At 64.9% G+C, this 16,202-nt stretch carries 13 protein-coding genes; 8 read left to right on the top strand and 5 right to left on the bottom strand.

Going from position 1 to position 16,202, the window contains the following annotated elements; genetic code table 11:
- Window positions 1–120: 120 nt before the first annotated feature.
- Window positions 121–969: a class I SAM-dependent methyltransferase gene (locus CQ050_RS27740; protein ID WP_105560049.1), complete on the top strand. Its 849-nt coding sequence runs from the start codon at window positions 121–123 to the stop codon at window positions 967–969.
- A gap of 320 nt (window positions 970–1,289) precedes the next feature.
- Here CQ050_RS27740 and CQ050_RS27735 read toward each other — a convergent pair whose 3' ends face one another.
- Window positions 1,290–2,312 (bottom strand): hypothetical protein, encoded by a 1,023-nt coding sequence (locus CQ050_RS27735; RefSeq protein WP_233214336.1) that lies wholly within the window; start codon window positions 2,310–2,312, stop codon window positions 1,290–1,292.
- A 17-nt stretch (window positions 2,313–2,329) separates the two neighbouring features.
- Window positions 2,330–2,467 (bottom strand): hypothetical protein, encoded by a 138-nt coding sequence (locus tag CQ050_RS31210; RefSeq protein WP_233214334.1) that lies wholly within the window; start codon window positions 2,465–2,467, stop codon window positions 2,330–2,332.
- A 499-nt stretch (window positions 2,468–2,966) separates the two neighbouring features.
- Between CQ050_RS31210 and CQ050_RS27730 the strand changes: the two genes are divergently transcribed.
- A complete protein-coding gene (locus CQ050_RS27730) occupies window positions 2,967–4,814 on the top strand; it encodes an alkyl sulfatase dimerization domain-containing protein (RefSeq protein ID WP_310032225.1) in 1,848 nt (615 codons plus the stop codon).
- A gap of 65 nt (window positions 4,815–4,879) precedes the next feature.
- On the opposite strand, the gene CQ050_RS27725 is transcribed toward CQ050_RS27730, so the two are convergent.
- Complete coding sequence (locus tag CQ050_RS27725; protein ID WP_105560048.1) at window positions 4,880–5,755, bottom strand: helix-turn-helix transcriptional regulator; 876 nt, start codon at window positions 5,753–5,755, stop codon at window positions 4,880–4,882.
- Between the two features lie 125 nt (window positions 5,756–5,880).
- Between CQ050_RS27725 and CQ050_RS27720 the strand changes: the two genes are divergently transcribed.
- A complete protein-coding gene (locus CQ050_RS27720) occupies window positions 5,881–7,326 on the top strand; it encodes an MFS transporter (RefSeq protein WP_105560047.1) in 1,446 nt (481 codons plus the stop codon).
- A gap of 38 nt (window positions 7,327–7,364) precedes the next feature.
- Here the strand turns inward: CQ050_RS27720 and proC are convergent, their stop codons facing one another.
- The gene (proC, locus tag CQ050_RS27715; RefSeq protein ID WP_105560046.1) at window positions 7,365–8,171 is read right to left on the bottom strand and encodes a pyrroline-5-carboxylate reductase; all 807 of its coding nucleotides are present in this window, start codon (window positions 8,169–8,171) and stop codon (window positions 7,365–7,367) included.
- Window positions 8,172–8,213: 42 nt separating this feature from the next.
- A complete protein-coding gene (locus tag CQ050_RS27710) occupies window positions 8,214–9,347 on the bottom strand; it encodes an alpha-hydroxy acid oxidase (protein WP_105560045.1) in 1,134 nt (377 codons plus the stop codon).
- Between the two features lie 260 nt (window positions 9,348–9,607).
- Between CQ050_RS27710 and CQ050_RS27705 the strand changes: the two genes are divergently transcribed.
- The 5 genes from CQ050_RS27705 to dapA are packed head-to-tail and all read left to right on the top strand — an operon-like array spanning window position 9,608 to window position 15,990.
- Window positions 9,608–11,035, top strand: a complete 1,428-nt coding sequence (locus CQ050_RS27705; protein WP_105560044.1) for an FAD-binding oxidoreductase — start codon at window positions 9,608–9,610, stop codon at window positions 11,033–11,035.
- Between the two features lie 49 nt (window positions 11,036–11,084).
- Entirely contained in the window at window positions 11,085–12,167 is a 1,083-nt protein-coding gene (locus CQ050_RS27700) for an ABC transporter substrate-binding protein (protein WP_105560043.1), read from the top strand.
- Between the two features lie 20 nt (window positions 12,168–12,187).
- A complete protein-coding gene (locus CQ050_RS27695) occupies window positions 12,188–13,267 on the top strand; it encodes an ABC transporter ATP-binding protein (protein ID WP_105560088.1) in 1,080 nt (359 codons plus the stop codon).
- Window positions 13,268–13,271: 4 nt separating this feature from the next.
- A complete protein-coding gene (locus tag CQ050_RS27690; protein ID WP_105560042.1) occupies window positions 13,272–15,047 on the top strand; it encodes an ABC transporter permease subunit in 1,776 nt (591 codons plus the stop codon).
- 37 nt (window positions 15,048–15,084) lie between these two features.
- Entirely contained in the window at window positions 15,085–15,990 is a 906-nt protein-coding gene (dapA, locus tag CQ050_RS27685) for a 4-hydroxy-tetrahydrodipicolinate synthase (RefSeq protein ID WP_105560041.1), read from the top strand.
- Window positions 15,991–16,202 lie beyond the last annotated feature (212 nt).

Below are 16,202 nucleotides of genomic sequence, written 5' to 3'. Positions count from 1 at the left end.
GGCCTTACGGTTGACTCCAGATCGCACGACACGCGTATGCCTACGCACTCCTGCCTGTGATTCCGCGTCGTGCCGGTGATATCCGCCAGCGCGCCACCCCCGTCCTAATGGAGACAGACCATGTCCGCATTCACCACCGCCCAGGCTCAAATCCAAGATCACGCGCAGCCCGACCTGACCGCCCTGAAAGCCCGGCAGCAAGCCACCTGGTCTTCCGGAGATTACGCCGTCGTGGGCACCACACTGCAGATCGTCGGCGAGCAACTGTGCGAATCCCTTGACGTCCGTGCCGGACAGAAAGTCCTTGATGTCGCGGCCGGCAACGGCAACGCCTCGCTGGCTGCGGCCCGGCGCTGGTGCGAGGTCGTCGCGACCGATTACGTTCCCGCGCTGCTGGGACGTGCCCGCGAGCGCGCCGCGGCCGAACGCCTGAAGATCGAATTCCAGGAAGCCGATGCCGAGGCACTGCCCTTTGCACCGGCCAGCTTCGACGCCGTGATCTCCACTTTCGGCGTGATGTTCACGGCCGACCAGGACAAGGCCGCCGCCGAGCTGATCCGCGTATGCCGCCCCGGCGGCAAGATCGGCCTGGCCAATTGGACGCCGGACGGCTTCGTAGGCCAGGTATTCAAGACCATCGGCAAGCATCTGCCGCCGCCGGCCGGCGTCAAATCGCCCGCGCTGTGGGGCACCCGGGCGCGCATCGACGAGATGTTCGGAAGCCACGCCACCGCAATCCAGGCGGAGCCCCGCCATTTCGTGTTCCGTTACCGTTCGCCGGAACACTGGCTGCAGGTCTTCAAGACCTATTACGGGCCGGTCCTTAAAGCGTTTTCCACGTTGGAACCCGCTGCGCAGGGCGCCCTGGAAAGCGATCTCATAGCGCAAATAGACCGGTTCAATCGCTCTGGCGACGCAGGGGTGGTGGTGCCCAGTGAGTACCTCGAGATCGTGATCACCCGCCGGTAACCGGGCGGCGAGCCACGTCCCCTTGCAACCGGAGTCATCCGGGCGGACGGCAAGCAGTAGATGGTCCATGGCGCGACACCTTCACGCCCGTGCGCGCACGGGCGGCTCGAACGACGCGAAGCAGTGGCATGCAAAGCTGGCACGCGGGCTGCCGCCCAGGCCAGGCGGAACTGATCCTCTGCCTGAAATCATACGCCTGACGGCGGCGGCCGGGCGCGCCCGCGGCGGTCAGGCGCGACGTTCAAACACCCCTGCCGCAATGCCCGCCACGATCAGCGCCATGCCCGCCAACAGCGAGGCGGCTGCCGGTGTTCAGAAGGCTAGAGCAACGTGAACAGCAACTTGGACAGCGTGCTCTTCAACGGCCATTGCATCGAGATCAAAAGCAGCATGGGCAAGGCGGCCGGCAGCAGGATCTTCAACAACACGGATTTGTTGACGATGGCGCCCCGCATCGACGCGACCGCCTGATAGATGGCTTGCACGTCCGCCACCGGCCCCAGTTCGGGCGCATCCAGCATGGGATCGTCGGGTACGTCTTTGCCCTGTATCCATTTTTCATGGACCGACCGCCCGTGCCGGGACACGAACGCGCCGTAATCAAGCAGCGCTTGCCGCTTGACGCGCAATAGCAATGGCGTGAACACCAACAGCGGCGCCACGCCGATGATCGCAAGCACCACCAGCAGCGCCACAATCTGGCCGTAAAGCGAGGGCACCATCACCCCGTGATACAGCACTTCATGCGCCCAGACACCCGCCACAACCGCCGACACGGAAAACAGGAAGGGGCCGTACACGACCGGCAGCCGCGTTAGAAAGCCCAGACCGCCCATGCGGTCGGGGTGGCTGGGCACCAGCTTCAGGGGCAACGCCGCGATCCTCAACAGCAGCAGTCCCAACACTATCAGCCGCCATACCCAGGCAAGCAGCAGGATCGAGAAAATAGGCCGCGTCACCAGCAATAGCCACCAGACGCCGAAGCTGAGGCTGTGGTTGCCTGAATCCGCCCAGCGCAGCTCGTCCAAGTTGGGAGAAAAGAACAGGACGGCGATCCACGTGACGACAAACACGGTAATGACGATCCACGGCGCAACCCGGTTGCGCAGCGCCGACACGCCGATCAGGACTTGATCAAACCTGGCGGACAAGGCGTCATCAACAAGCCCCGATCGCCGGAACTCGCGCAGGCCCAACGGAATGAGTTTCTGGGCGATGCCTTCGGCCAGCACCAGCAATGGAATGGCAATAAGACAACGAACATGAATGCCGATATGGCCCAGCAATGGCTCGTTGTCTTCCAGTGATTCGATTGCCGTGCCGGCGAGCCACGCGGCGATCACCAAAGGCAGCCAGGCAATCAGGCGACGGCACGTCGCGCAAAGCCGCCGCCGCCGGCAGGGATCAACCCGATTTTGCGCTGGACGCGATAGAAGACGTCATCACGCACCAGCGAAAACTGATCAACCGCGTTGGCCGCCCCATGATGCTGATCCATCCTGACTCCCGGTATATACCGTCTGCGCCATCGATACATCGAACACGTCATTGATTACTGCAACGCCACGCACCCGCGAGCACAGCCAGACCGCCAACAAGGCAATTACCGCTTCGCGTGAATATTGCATGCGGGCCGTGCGCTTTGCAAGACAGGCATATGACGGCAATAACCCGTCGTTAAAACCTGCGAGCCACGCACGGCATCATGCCGAAGCTGTTTGCCGAACCCCGTATTTTCGTGACCTTGTTGCCCGATGGAACCGCGTATCCGACGCCGGTTCGCCCATTTCAATGCATGGAGAAGTCGTCATCATGAAGCTCACTCGCGGTGCGAACGCCCCCTCATCCATTCACAATCGCCCTGGCAAGCCATTGAAGGGCGGTCGCTTGACGTCGGCCGCGTTGGCAACGTTACTGTTTGCGACTGCCCCCCGGCGTGGTCGCAACAGGGGTCAAAACCGGCCGAAGACGCGACCAAACAGGCGAATGCCGCGCTCTTGAAAGCGCTGCCTTTTTCGGACAAGACGTCATTCGACCTGGCCCACAAAGGGTTCATCGCCCCGCTTTCCGCCGAGATGATCAAGGGCGCCCAAGGCAACCTGGTGTGGGACCCAGGCAAGTACAACTTCATCAAAGAAGGCTCTGAGGCGCCGGATACCGTCAACCCCAGCCTGTGGCGCCAATCGCAGCTTTTGAATATCTCTGGTCTATTCCAGGTCACGGACGGTATTTACCAGGTGCGCAACCTGGACCTGTCCAACATGACGATCGTCGAGGGCAAGGAAGGCCTGACGATCATGGATCCGCTTATTTCGACCGAGACGGCCAAGGCCGCGCTGGACCTCTATTATCAGCACCGGCCAAAGAAGCCCGTGGTCGCGGTTATCTATACCCACAGCCACGTGGATCACTACGGCGGCGTGCGCGGCGTGGTGGACGAAGCCGACGTAAAGGCCGGCAAGGTCAAGATCTACGCCCCGCTGGGCTTTCTTGAACACGCCGTGGCGGAAAACGTCATGGCGGGCACCGCGATGAGCCGACGCGCCAGCTACATGTACGGGAACCTGCTGCCGCCCAGCCCGACCGGCCAGGTCGGCGCCGGCCTTGGCACCACGACGTCCGCAGGTACCGTGACGCTTATCCCGCCCACCGACATCATCGAAAAGACGGGCGAAACACGCACCATCGACGGATTGACGTATCAGTTCCTGTACGCCCCGGGCAGCGAAGCCCCCGCCGAAATGCTGTATTACATCAAGGAAAAGAAGGCGCTGAACACGGCGGAAGACTCCACCCACACCTTGCACAACACCTATTCGTTGCGCGGTGCGAAGATCCGCGACCCGCTGGCCTGGTCGAAGTACCTGAATGAAGCGCTGGCCATGTGGGGCGATGACGTGGAAGTCATGTACGCCATGCATCACTGGCCGGTGTGGGGCAAGAAAGAGGTCCAGGAACAACTGGGCACGCAGCGCGACATGTACCGGTACATCAACGACGAGACCTTGCGCCTTGCCAACATGGGATACAACAAGGAGGAAATCGCCGAACAGGTCAAGCTGCCGAAGGCGATCGCCACCAAGTTCTCCAACCGCGGCTATTACGGCTCGTTGAACCACAATGTACGGGCCACGTATGTGCTCTATCTTGGCTGGTTCAACGGCAACCCCGCCACCCTGCATACGCTGCCCATCGAAGAAGGGGCAAAGCGCTATGTCGACATGATGGGCGGCACGGACGCCTTGCTGAAAAAGGCCCGGGAATACTACGCCAAGGGCGACTACCGCTGGGTGGCCGAGGTGGTCAACTACGCGGTCTTCGCGGACCCCAAGAATCAAGCGGCGCGCGACCTGCAAGCCGACGCCCTGGAACAGATGGGCTATCAGGCCGAAAGCGGTCCGTGGCGCAACTTTTACCTGACCGGCGCAAAGGAACTCCGCGAGGGCGTGAAGAAGTTGCCCGTGCCTGACACCGCCAGCCCCGATACCGTCCGGGCCATGACGCTGGACATGCTCTTCGACTATTTCGCGGTCCGCTTGAACCGCGATAAGGCCGAAGGCAAACACGTGGTACTGAATCTGGACTTCACCGATACCAAGCAGCAGTACACGCTTGAGATGGTGAACAGCGTCCTGAACCACACGGAAGGCAAACCCGCGAAAGACCCCAGCGCCAGCGTATCGCTGACCCGCAAGACGCTGAACGACATCATGCTGAAACAGACGACGCTCAAAGACGCGCTGGCCAAGGGAGACGTCAAGGTCACCGGAGATCAGGCCAAGCTGAACGATGTCTTCGGTTCGCTGGACGACTTCGAATTCTGGTTCAACATCGTGACGCCGTAAGCACCGGGACGGCAACGGGGCGGCGTTTGCACGAGCCGCCCCCCCCCCCGGTCGGCATTCCGTCTTCAACCGCGGCCCGCCGCGGCTTCCGCGCGGGCCTGCAGCCAGCGTGTGAAGTCCTCGGCGCGCGGCTCGTCCGGCGCCGGCGCATAGACGACCAGCCGCAGATGGCGGCTTTCATCGACCGACAGCGTGGCATGTTCGAACGCCAGGTCGCCCAATGATTCCACATGCAGTCTGCGCTGGCCCATGCAGGCGCCATGCACGTCGTGCTCGCGCCACCAGCCCTTGAAATCCGGCGACACGCTTTCCAGTTCGTCGACCAGTTCGGCAATGTCCGGCGCGCCCGCCGCGCTGGCGAAGTCGCGGCGGAAGGTCGATAGCATCGCGGGCGCCTGCGCCTGCCAGTCGACGAACACCTGCCGCATCGCGGGCGCCACGAACAGCATCCACAACAGGTTGCGCCGGCCGGGCGGCTGCGCCGAGAAATCGAAGACGTGATCAGCGGCGGCGTTCCACACGACGACGTCCCAGCGCAAATTCAGAATGTAGGCGGGCCGCGCGGACAGGTCGTCCATCAGCCGGCGCACTTGTGGCGGCACGGTGCACCAGGTACGGCCGGGTTCTGCTGGCGGGCGTTGGTGCGCAAGCAGATACAGGTGGCGGCGTTCAGCCGCGTCCAGCTTCAGCACGCGCGCCAAGTTTTCCAGGAAGGTGGCCGACACACTGATGTTGCGCCCCTGTTCGAACCAGGTGTACCAGGCCAGGCCCACACCGGCCAGCGCGGCAACCTCTTCGCGGCGCAGCCCCGGTGTGCGGCGGCGGCTCCCGGCCGGCAGCCCCAAGTCGGTGGGGCTGAGACGTTCGCGGCGCAGACGCAGGAATTCGGACAGGTCCGCGCGCGTGCGGTCCAGACGTTGGGGAATCGGAAGGTCAGTCATCGGGCGATGGAGGCAGGCGTTCTGGTCGGCAGGCTATTGCGTCTAGTAATAGCATAAACGGCTAAATTGTATAAGGCTGGAAGCCCGCCCAGAATAGCGCCAATCCCGTTTCCGATGGCGTTTCCATGACTTCGACTTCCCTGCGCGCCACTTGCGCGCCCCCCGCATCCGGCGCGCCCGCGCTCAGCCCGCTGGGCCTGGCCGTGCTGCTGTCTGGCGGCTTCATCACGATCTTCGACCTGTTCGTGGTGAACGTGGCCATCCCCAGCATGCAGACCACGCTGTCGGCCAGTTTTGCGCAGATCAATTTCATCATTGCCGCCTACGAATTGGCATACGGCGTGCTGCTGATCGCAGGCAGCCGGCTGGGCGACCGCCACGGCCGGCGCCGCTTGTTCATGTTGGGCATGGCCGGTTTTGCGCTGGCGTCCGCGCTATGCGGATTGGCGCCCACGGCCGACACACTGATCGGCGCACGCATCCTGCAAGGCGTGGCGGCCGCGATGCTGTTCCCGCAGGTGTACGCGCTGATCCGCGTCAGCTATGACGGCCACGCGCGGCGGCGCGCATTCGGCCTGTTCGGCATGACGCTGGGGTTGGCCGCCATCGCCGGCCAGGTGCTGGGCGGCGGGATCGTGCATGCGGACGTATTCGGACTGGCGTGGCGCGCCATCTTCCTGATCAACGTGCCATTGGGGCTGCTGGCGTGGCCGCTGGCGCGCCACATTCCCGAATCCCGCGAGGCGTCAGGCCCGGCGATGGACTGGCCCGGCGCGACGCTGGTGGGCGCGGGGCTGGCCTTGCTGCTGCTGGCGCTGATCGAAGGGCCGGCGCGGCAGTGGCCGGCCTGGACTCTTGCCAGCGGTGGCGCTTCGATCGTCCTGCTGGCGCAGTTCGTGCGCATGCAGCGCCGCGTGCAGGTCCGGGGCGGCATGCCGCTGGTCGACATGAGCTTGCTTGCACAGCCCCGCTTTGCCGCCGGCTGCCTGCTGGTGATGCTGGTGTTCTCGACCGCCAGCGCAATGTTCCTTTGCTACGCCCTGCTGGTGCAGACCGGCTTGGGCCTGGACGCATTGACCGCCGGGCTGATATTCGCCCCGGCCAGCGTGGGTTTCGTGGCGGGGTCGATGGCCGCGCCGCGGTTGGTGGCGCGCTTTGGCACCGGCGCCATCGCGATGGCCGCGTTGCTGTATGGCGGAGCGACGGCGACGCTGATGGCGCACGTCGGCGCCGCGGGCGCCACGCTGGCGCCCTGGTCGCTGGTCCCGGCGCTGGTGTGGTTGGGCGCGGCGCAGGGCGCGGTCAACACGCCGCTGGTGAATCTGGTGCTGGGCCTGGTTGAAGACCGCCAGGCCGGCATGGCGGCGGGCGTGGTGTCGACGTTGCAGCAAGTGGGCGCCGCGCTGGGCGTGTCGGCCGCCGGCATGCTCTTCGGTGGCGCGCTGCATGCGCACGCGGATGCCGGCGCGCCCGAGCGTTACGCCCAGGCGTTCGCGTCGGCCCTGCAATTCAACGTGGCGGCAATTGCGGCGTCGACCTTACTGCTGTGGTGGCTGGGCCGGCGACGCTGAAAAGGTCGACGTCGCGTGCTTTTCAGCGATATGCCGGCCTACCCTGCCGACAGCTCGCGTGCGCGCTGTTCGGCCTGATGCACCGCCTGCGCGATCGCGTCGGCAACGCCAGCTTGCCGCAAGTGCGACAGCGCGGCGTGGGTGGTGCCGCCCTTGGAGGTGACACGCTCCTGAAGGTCGGCCAGCGGCACGTCTTCGCTGGCGGCCAGCCCCGCCGCGCCGCGAAACGTGGATACGGCCAGCCGGCGCGCATCGGCGGCGGAAAATCCCAGTTCCAGTGCGCCCTGCGCAAGCGCCGCCATGAAGTGGAAGACGTAGCCCGGCCCGCTGCCCGTCACGGCGGTCACCGCGTCGATCATGGCTTCGCTGTCTGTCCAGATGCGATCGCCCACCGCGGCGAACAAGGCGTCCACCCGCGCGCGTTCGGCATCGCCGCACGCCGGCGTGGCGTAAAGGCCGGTCATGCCCAGCCCCACCTTGGCCGGCGTATTCGGCATGGCCCGCACGATGCGCGCGTGGCCACCCAACCAGTCCGACAGCGACGCCAGTTGCACACCCGCCGCGATGCTGACCACGGTGGCCGCTGGCGACAGATGCAGACGCACCTGGCCGCAAGCTTCGCGCAACACCTGCGGTTTGGTGGCCAGCACGCACAACGCGGCGTCGGCGATTTCGGGGCCAACGCTTTCGCGGCAGCGCAGGCCACGCGCGGACAGCGCATCGCGCGTGGGCGCATAGGGCTCGATCACAAGGAAGTCGGCTTGTTGGCGGCCCTGTTCGAGCAGCCCGTCAATGATGGCGGAGGCCATGTTGCCCCCGCCAATGAAAGCGATCTTTTCACGCATGTTGCTCTGATTCCAGGAAAGATGGGATGGCAAGAAAAGCATTCAGCGCTTTCGCACAGCGGTGGCGTCCACCGCGCCGATGCGGTCGCGGCCCAATAGCCTGAGGGTGTTGCCGAGTTCGGTGCGCAGGATCGCCAGGACTTCGTGTGCGCCGGCCGGTCCGCGCCCTGCCAATCCGTACAGGGGCGCTCGGCCCAGCAATACGGCGCGCGCACCCAGCGCCACGGCTTTGGCAATATCGCTACCGCGCCGCACGCCGCCGTCCACCAGAATTTCCAGCGACTGCCCAAGTTCTGCCGCCACCTCTGGCAGCACCTCGAGCGGGCACGGGGCGCTTTCCAACTGCCGACCGCCGTGGTTCGACAACACGATGCCGTCGACGCCATGCGCGTGCGCGCGCCGCGCATCGGCCAGGCCCTGGATGCCCTTGATCACGATGCGGCCGCGCCAATGCCGACGCAGCCAGGCGACGTCGTTCCAGCTTAGCGCCAGGTCCATCTGCCGGCTTAGCACCGAGGCCTGTTCCGTGATGTTCTCGCGCGCGTTGGCGCTAACGGCCAAGTTCTTCAATTGCGGGCCGCCGTGGCGCAACATCCGCCAACACCAGCCCGGGTGCGCCGCCAGGTCCATCAGCAGCCGGCGCGATGGCCGCAGCGGCAGCGAGAAGCCATTGCGCTTGTCGTGGTCGCGGTTGCCGTGCACCGGCACATCCACCGTCAGGAACAGCACGGTGTAGCCGTTCTGCCAGGCGCGGTCCATCAGGTGTTCGGCGATGCGACGGTCGCGCTGCACATACAGCTGCAGCCAGAGTTCGCCCGGCGTGACGGCGCGCACGTCTTCCAGCAACGAGGTCGACGCAGTGGACAGCACGAAAGGCAAGCCGGCCTGATGCGCGGCGCGCGCCAGATGCACGTCGGCTTCCGGCCAGAACAAGCCGTTCAGGCCCGTGGGCCCGACGATGGCCGGCATGGCGGCCGAGGCGCCCAGCACCGTGGCGTCCAGGCGGCAATCCGTCACATCCACCAGCACGTCGGGGCGAAATTCCAGGTCGGCGTACGCGGCCCGGTTGCGAGCAAGCGCCAACCCGTCTTCCGCCCCGCCCTCCAGATAATCAAACGCCAGCCGGGGCAGCCGCTTTTGCGCCTGCCGCCGGTACTCCATCACGCTGGGAAGCATGTCCCTTCCTTGATTTGCAGGAGCCGAATAGAATTGCACTTCACACGATATGATTGTATTTCGATCATTTTAAAAACCGCAATCGGGGGCTGCCATTAGGCCGCTGGCGCCCGGTATCAGACGGATTCACCCCTAGTACATACCCTAGAATCGATTGAAATACGATTAATCAAATCGAAAAGCGATTTAAGTAATCGTATGCTGTGCCTCAATGCGCTCGGATTTCCATTGACGTCCGAGCCCCATTCGGGACCACAGACATGACCAACGGCACGACCCTGCTAGACGCGTTGACCCAGGCCCTGGGCACCGACGCCCTCCTTCATTCCGACGCCGATACGGCCGGCCATACCGAAGATTGGCGTGGCCGGTACAAGGGCCCGGCCCTGTGCGTTGCCTTGCCCGGCAACACCCAGCAAGTGGCCGACATCGTCCGTTTGTGCAACGCGCACGCCACGCCGGTGCTGCCGCAGGGCGGCAACACCAGCCTGTGCGGCGGCGCCGTCCCGGATGCCGACGGCAAGCCGCCCGTCATCGTGAACCTGGCGCGCATGCGCAAGATCCGCCGCGTCGACGCCGCCAACAACTCCATGGAAGTCGAGGCCGGCTGCGTGCTGGCCACCGTGCAGCAGGCCGCGGCCGCCGAAGGCCGCCTGTATCCCATCAGCCTGGGGGCAGAAGGCTCCTGCCAGATCGGCGGCACCATCGCCACCAACGCGGGCGGCACGGGCGTCCTGCGCTACGGCAACACGCGCGACAACATCCTGGGCCTGGAAGTGGTGCTGCCAGACGGCGCCGTCTGGAACGGGATGACCGCGCTGCGCAAGAACAATACGGGCTTCGATCTCAAACACCTGTTCATTGGCGCCGAAGGCACCATGGGCATCGTCACCGCCGCGGTATTGAAACTGCATCCGCTGCCCACCGCCCACGCCGTGGCCTGGTTGGCGCCGGACAGTCCTCAAGCGGCGCTGGATATCCTGGGCCTGTTCCAGCGCGCTTGCGGCTCGCGCCTGTCGGCCTTCGAGATGATCGACAGCAACCAGCTGGATATCGTGATGACGCATGTGCCGGGCCGCAAGAACCCGCTGGCCGGCGCGCATCCCTGGCACGTGCTGGTTGAACTGTCGGACACCGGCAGCGGCGCCGAACTGCAAGACCTGTTGCAGCAGATACTGGAACAAGCCTCCGAGCAAAACCTGCTGCATGACGCCGTCATCGCCAGCAACGACACGCAGCGCGCCGCGCTCTGGGAGGTGCGCCACAGCGTGTCGGAAGGCAACAAGAAGGCGGGCGTGGGGCTGACGACCGACAGCGCCGTGCCGGTCGCCAGCGTGCCGCATTTCATCGAAGCGGCCACCGCCGCGGTGCGCCGCCTGGTGCCGGACCTGCCCGTGCTGATCGTGGCGCACCTGGGCGACGGCAACGTGCACTTCATCCCCTTCTTCACGTTCGACGCCTGGCAGGCGCTGCCCCAGCGCGACGCGATGGCCGCCGAGATCCGCCGCGCCGTCAACGACGTGGCCGACGCGCTGGGCGGCACGTTCAGCGCCGAGCACGGCGTGGGCCGCACGTCGCTGGCCGAAATGGCGCATTACAAATCGCCCGTCGAACTGGCGATGATGCGCGCGCTGAAGTCCACCTTCGATCCCGCCAATCTTTTCAACCCCGGCCGCTTGCTGCCTTGAGCCGTCGTTCTTGATCCGTCGTCCCTGACCCGACCCGCAGGAGTCTTCCATGAAATCGACCCTCCACAACGCCTCGCGCCGCAGCGCGCTTAAAACCGTTGCCGCCGGCGCCGCCGCGCTGGCCATGCCCATGATCTGGACGCCGTCGCGCGCGGCGTCCAAGCGCATCGTCGTGCGCGACGACGGCGGCATCTACAGCAAGGCGTATGGCGCCGTGTTCTACAAGCCGTTCACGGAAGCCACCGGCATCCAGGTCGTGGGCGTGCAGGCAAACGCCGAACCCACCGCGCAGATCCGCAGCATGGTGGACACCGGCAACTACACCTGGGACATGGCCAAGATCAGCCAGCCCGCCATTCTGATGCTGACCGAAGGCGGCAAGGTCTACCTGGAAAAGCACGGCCTGGAATCCGACCCGGTCGTGGCCACCATCCCCAAGCAATACATGTCGCCCTACGGCGTGGGCAACAACGTCTACGCGACCGTGCTCGCCTACCGCACGGACGCGTTCAAGGGTCGCCGCGCCCCGGCCTCGTGGGCGGATTTCTGGAACGTGAAGGACATCCCCGGCCGCCGCGGCTTGCGCAAGCACCCGTTCGACACCATCGAAGAGGCGCTGATGGCCGATGGCGTGCCCACCGACAAGGTCTACCCCTGCGACATCGACCGCGCGCTGGCCAGTCTGGACAAGGTCAAATCGTCAGTGGACGTGTGGTGGAACACGGGTGCCCAGGTCGAGCAGATGCTGGGGTCGGGTGAAGTCGACATGATCGCCACGTGGGTGTCCCGCGCGCAATCGGCCATCGCCAACGGCGCGCCGGTGCAGATCGTCTGGGACCAGAACATCTGGGGTTGCGACAACTGGTCCATCCTGAAAGGCACGCCCAACGCCGACGCCTGCCGCGAATTCATCAAGTTCGCTTCCGACCCCAAGCGGCAGGCCGCGCTGGTGGAATTCTTCGCCGCCGGCGTAACGCAGCCAGCCGCCTTCGACTACATCAAGGCCGACGTGGCGCGCAATTGCCCCACCCACCCCGACAACATCAAGACAGGTCTGCACATCAATGCGGCGTACTGGCTGGACAAGCAGCGCGACGTGCTCGAGCGCTTCAACGGCTGGGTCCTGAAGTAATTCTCTTCTGAATGAACACCATGTCTTCTTCCAATCTGCAAATCTCGGGCCTGGGCAAACGCTACGGCGACTTCGTCGCCTTGGCGCCCACGCACCTGGACGTCGCCCGCGGCGAGTTCCTGACCCTGCTGGGTCCGTCCGGCTCCGGCAAAACCACCCTGCTGAGCCTGATCGCCGGCCTGGCGCAGCCCGACGAGGGCCGCGTGCTGATCGACGGCGCCGATGTCACCTACGGCGCGCCGTATGAACGGGATATCGGCATGGTGTTCCAGAACTATGCGCTGTTTCCGCATATGAGCATCGAGGAGAACATCGCGTTCCCCCTGAAGATGCGCAAGGTGCCGGCCGCCGAGGCCCGCCGCCGCGCCCACGAAGCGCTGGAAATGGTGCGTTTGCCGCACGTCGCCGCGCGCCTGCCGCGCGAACTTTCCGGCGGCCAGCAGCAACGCATCGCGCTGGCGCGTTGCATGGTCTACCGCCCGGCCATCATTCTGATGGACGAACCGCTGGGCGCGTTGGACAAGAAGCTGCGCGACCAGATGCAGCTTGAGATCAAACGCATCCACCGCGAGCTGGGCACCACCATCGTGTACGTGACGCACGACCAAGAAGAGGCCATGACCATGTCCGACCGCATCTGCCTGATGAACGGCGGCGCGATCGAACAACTGGGCACGCCGGCCGACCTTTACTTCCGTCCTCGCACCCTGTTCGTCGCGGACTTCCTGGGCGAATCGAACCTGCTACAAGGCGAAGTGACGTCGGTGGACGGCGACACCGTGACAGTGAAGCTGGCCCACCAGGGCGTGACCGGGCAGGCGCTGTCCAACGGCGCGCCTATCAAGGCGGGCCAGAAAGTCACGGTGATGCTGCGTCCGCAGAACCTGCGCGTGGCGACCGCCGGCCCCGGGCTGACGGGCAAGCTGCTGGACGTGATGGTGACAGGCAGCCTGACCAAGCTGTATCTGGATTCAGGCGTGGCGGATGCCGCACCGATCGTCGTGGCCTACCCCACCCAGCGCCAGGCCGAGCAATACGCTATCGGCCAGCCGCTGACGGTCAGCTGGCAGGCCGCGGACGCGGTGGCCATTGCGGAGTGAACGCATGACAACCCTTGCCAATCCTCGCAAGCGCATGAGCCCGGGCCGCCGCCATTTCCTGATGGCGGCTCCGCTGGTCGTGCTGCTGCTGGTGCTGCTGATCTACCCCGTCGGCCAACTGCTGCTACTGAGCGTCGTCGGCGAACAAGGCTTCAGCCTGGCGCAATACCATCGCCTGTTCGAATCGTCGGTCTACGTGAACGTGCTGCTGATCACGTTGAAGATCTCGTTGTGGACAACGTTCTTCTCGGTGGTGGCGGGCTATCCCGTGGCCTACCTGATCTCCAGCCTGACGGCCAAGCGCAAGACGTCGCTGCTGTTCTGGGTGCTGTTGTCTTTCTGGACCAGCTTCCTGGTCCGCACCTTCGCCTGGGTCGTGCTGCTGGGCCGCAACGGCGTCGTCAATCAGTTGCTGCAGGCTCTGGGCATCCTGGATGCGCCGGCCAACCTGCTCTACAACTTCGGCAGCGTGCTGGTTGGCATGGTGCATGCACTGATGCCGTTGGCGGTGCTGACGATGCTGTCCGTCATGGAAAACATCGACCGCAACCTGCCCCGCGCCGCGTCCACGCTGGGCGCGCGACCCGGCACGGCATTCTGGAAGATCTACTTCCCGCTGTCGATGCCGGGCGTGGCGGCGGCCGCCATCATGGTGTTCGTGACGGCCATCGGCTTCTTCATCACGCCCGCGCTGCTGGGTGGCCGCAAGGAAACGATGATCACGCAGATCATCATCGATCAGGTTCAGCAAACCATGAACTGGGAGTTCGCCGGCGCGGTGTCGGTGTTGCTGCTGGTGGTCGTGCTGGTGGTTTTCGCCATCTACGACAAGGTGCTGGGCCTGTCCACCATGACCGGCGGCGCGTCCACCCGCGTGCGCGCATCGGGCAAGGAAAGCCTGTCCCGCCGCGCGGGCGACGCGGTGTTGACCGTGCTGGCCAACGTGTCCGACGCGCTGTTCGCGTTGCTGCCCAAGCGGCTGCGCCGTTCGGTGTCGGGCACCGGCCAGTCGCGCACCTTGTGGTGGGTCGTGCTGGGCGTGCTGGCTTTCCTGAGCGCCCCCGCGTTCCTGATGATCCCGCTGTCGTTCGATTCGGGTTCCGGCCTGACCTGGCCGCCCAAGGGCTTTTCGCTGCAGTGGTACGAACAGATGTTCACGTCGCCGGTGTGGATGCAGGCGATCACCCGTTCGTTGATCGTGGGCGTGGGCACCGGCCTGCTGGCCATGTTGATCGGCACACCCGCTGCCTTCCTGCTGGTGCGCGCCAATATGCGGGGCAAGTCGGCGATGCTGGCGTTCGTGTTGTCGCCCATCGTCGTGCCGCGCATGATCATCGCCGTGGGCATGTTCTATTTCTTCGCCCGCGTCGGCCTGGTGGGCTCCACCATTGGTCTGATCCTGGCGCATACGGTGGTCGCCGTGCCCTATGTGGTGATCACCATGATGGCGGTGCTGCGCAACTACGACACGCGCCTGGACCTGGCTGCGCAAAGCCTGGGCGCAGGCCCCTGGGCCACGCTGCGCTTCGTGACCTTCCCCATTCTGGGGGCTGGCCTGATGTCGTCGTTCCTGTTCGCGTTCGCAACGTCGTTCGATGAACTGACGATTGCGCTGTTCGCCTCGGGCGGTTTGAACGCCACGTTGCCCAAGCAGTTCTGGGACGAAGTGACGCTACAGATTTCTCCGGTGATCGCCGCCGTCTCGACGTGCCTCTTCATCTTCATTGCCGCGCTGATCTGGCTGGCCGACCGGCTCCGCCGCCGCAGCCTGGCCAACTGACCCCTGCGCGTTTGTATTACCTCTTAGGATTCGCAACATGCTGAATGCAACCCATCTTCGCGGCGTTTTCCCCGCCATCCCGACGCCGGTCCACGCCGACGACACCATCAACGTCCCGGCCGCCCGCGCGCTGATCGCCTACCTGCTCAAGCAAGGCATCGACGGCATCGTGCCGTTGGGCGGCACGGGCGAATACGGCGCGCTGCCCCGCGCCGAACGCATCCGCATGTGCAAACTTACGGTGGAAGCCGTGGAAGGCCGCGTGCCGGTGATTCCCGGCGTGCTGGACCCCGGTTTCCACGACGCGCTGCAGGCCGGCCGAGAATTCGCCGAAGCCGGCGCCGATGCGTTGATGGTGCTGACGCCGTACTACACGACCCCCACGCAAGCCGGCATCCGCGACTATTTCCTGCGCTATGCGGACGCGTCGCCGCTGCCCGTCATGATTTATGAAATCCCGTACCGCACCCGCATTGCGATTGCGCCGGAAGTGCTGCACGAATTGTCGCGCCACGAGAACATCATCGGCATGAAGGCGTGCAACACCGACATGTACCATTTCCTGCGTACCGTGGCAGGCGTGGACGAGTCGTTCGCGGTCTTCAGCGGCGAAGATACGCTGCTGCCCGTCCACCTGGCCGCAGGCGCTCGCGGCGGCATCGTAGTAACGGCAAGCCTGCTGCCCACCGCCTGGCGGAAGGTGTACGCGTTGGCGGCCGAAGGCCGCACGCAAGAGTCGATGGCGCTGCATCGCCGTTTGATTCCGCTGATGAATCTGGCGTTCGCAGAGACGAATCCGGGGCCGATGAAGTCGGTGATGGATTTGATCGGCGTGAACGCGCCGGAAGTGCTGGATCCGCTGGTATCTCCGGCAAACGACTTACAGGTAGCGCTGCGGGCAGAGTTAGGGCCTTTGCTCAAGGAGTTCGAGGGGGTGGTTTAAGGGGGGGGATTTGGTTTGGGGTGGTTTGGAGAGGGGCTTTTTTTGCTGGGCTTTGCTTTTTGAGGTTGTTGGTTCTTTAGACGCCCGTCGCGGCAGCCCCCCGGGGAGTGCGGGTCAACGATTGCGGTCCGGAGCCTTCGCTCCGGACTGCCCCGTCGTCATCCTCGTCACTGCCTTTGGCAGTTCCTTCGGATTCCCTCGGGCTTATCGAC

The organism is Achromobacter sp. MYb9, from assembly GCF_002975275.1.
Taxonomy (GTDB): Bacteria; Pseudomonadota; Gammaproteobacteria; order Burkholderiales; family Burkholderiaceae_B; genus Achromobacter.
Note: the sequence above shows the minus strand (reverse complement) of the source record. Positions and strands in the feature narration are given on the sequence as shown.